General features: G+C 53.9%; 2 protein-coding genes. One reads left to right on the forward strand and one right to left on the reverse strand.

Annotation, left to right across the window (positions count from 1 at the left end):
- A partial coding sequence (locus GT748_RS15060; RefSeq protein WP_205301342.1) for a hypothetical protein occupies window positions 1-303 on the forward strand: 303 nt, incomplete at its 5' end.
- Window positions 304-583: 280 nt separating this feature from the next.
- On the opposite strand, the gene GT748_RS15065 is transcribed toward GT748_RS15060, so the two are convergent.
- Window positions 584-1846 (reverse strand): hypothetical protein (locus GT748_RS15065; protein ID WP_205301343.1); only part of this gene is annotated, 1263 nt, incomplete at its 5' end.

Genomic DNA, 1846 nt, shown 5'->3' on the forward strand with positions numbered 1-1846 from the left:
GCTTACGGTGCTAATTTTCAGCGCGGGGCTGTAGGAGGCGAAAAAGATCATAAACTCAGTATTGGTGAACTTCCTGTAATCTCTGGAACGATCACGCCACATTGGTCTGAAGAGGGTACGACTATTGCTTCGGTTGGCGGCGTGTTTTCTGCTACAGGGAGCAATGCAGCGTATCGCGACGGTGGCTCGAAGGTCTCTGGCACAAGTTCGGTAAAAGTGATTAAACTTGCTTTTGGAGAAGGGAAAAGTCACAACACCTTGCCGCCCTACCTCGCGCAAAACATCATCGTGCGAGCTTTGTAAAGCCCACATGCTTACGGTGCTAATTTCCTGCTTCTCAAAACGGGCGGAAACACCACGCATACACAAGCAGAAAATGAGGTGGCGGCACACGGGCATGAGTGGGTGGGCTGGGCTGGTTCAAGCAGTTCGAGCGGTACATATACGGGGCTTGGAGGGTTTAAAGGCGGCGTCTGGGATACAGTCAGCGGAAGCTGGCCGACTTATGAAGGAGGAACCGGAATCAAGCGTACTTCTGCAGCTAAGCCTATGGACATTATGAATCCGTATATAGGTCAAAACATCATAGTGCGCGCACTATGATATTCTGTGCGAGATACGGAGGCAGTGTTGATATTGCCTGCCCATGTGGAGATCCATTCTGCTGATCCAATGGTACTCCACCGTAGCCCGCGCCGTGGGAATCCCAAATTCCAACAGACCATTGCTCAGCGGTGCGGGATACAAACGTAATTGCGTTTGCTGGAAGATTGCGAGCCTGTATTGTTGCTTGCGTCGTACCGCCCCAGCTGCGCAGCGCAAAATTAGCACCGTAAGCTAACGGGAAGCGTTCAGCCAATTTTTTACAGTTGAAAAAGCCATCTGCTGCGCCGGAACTGAGTGAATCACCGATTTTAGCATAGAGCACTGCGTATACGGTTTTGCTGAGATCGTCATTAAAATTGACGCGGGCGAAGGCTTTGCTGTTGACTCCGCCCGTGTAGGTGATGACATTCGGAGAGTACCACCACTCACCGATGCCCGGCATGCTTTCTTCCAGCGCAGCGAGCCGATTTCGCATGCTGGCCAGCATAGTCATGAGAGACTCCAGCGTTGCTGGCGAAGACGGCAGTGCAGGGAGTGACGCCGGGACAGTAAAGGGAACCGTTACCGCCGCACCATCGCCGTCAATCTGCAGAAATCGGCCATCGGCTTGTTCCTTTGTGTAATAGTCGGAAAGATCTGTAGTCTTATGACTGTTAATCCAATCGGAGGAATCCGCATCCCATACCCAGATACTGTCCGTACTTCCAAGGATCGCCCATTCGCCGTCTGTGCCGGTGGGGTAAGCTGCACGCAGAGCCGCCACATTTACAAACCAGCCTTTGCACCCCTGGGCAAGCTGTTCCGCCTTTGCGGCACTGGCCGCTGCAGCCGCAGCACTGGCGGCCGCAGCCTCAGCATCGCCTTCAATCTGCTGTACCAATGCCTGATTCTGTACAACAGATTGCGCAGTGCCCTCCTGAGCTTGCTGCGCTGTCTGGGCGCTTTGCCCGGCAGCCTCTTGAGCATTTTCCGCCCGCGATGCGTCCGCAGCACTCTGTGCGGCGGCATTTTCAGCGTTGTCCAGAAGTCCCTGCATTTGTTCCAGCGTATTCTCAAACACATTTTTCGGCGGCGCAGCAGTACCCTCGACGCTGGCGGCAAACTGCAAGCCGTTGGACTGCAGCTTGATGATTTCCTCACCCGTGGAGGACTTGCCCACAAAATGCACATCCAACTGTCCGGCATACGCAGTGAAATCCGCCTCCACAGGCCAGGTAATAATAATCTGCCCCTCATTGTC

Source organism: Bittarella massiliensis (ex Durand et al. 2017) (assembly GCF_009876955.1).
In the GTDB taxonomy this organism is placed as follows: domain Bacteria; phylum Bacillota; class Clostridia; order Oscillospirales; family Ruminococcaceae; genus Bittarella; species Bittarella massiliensis.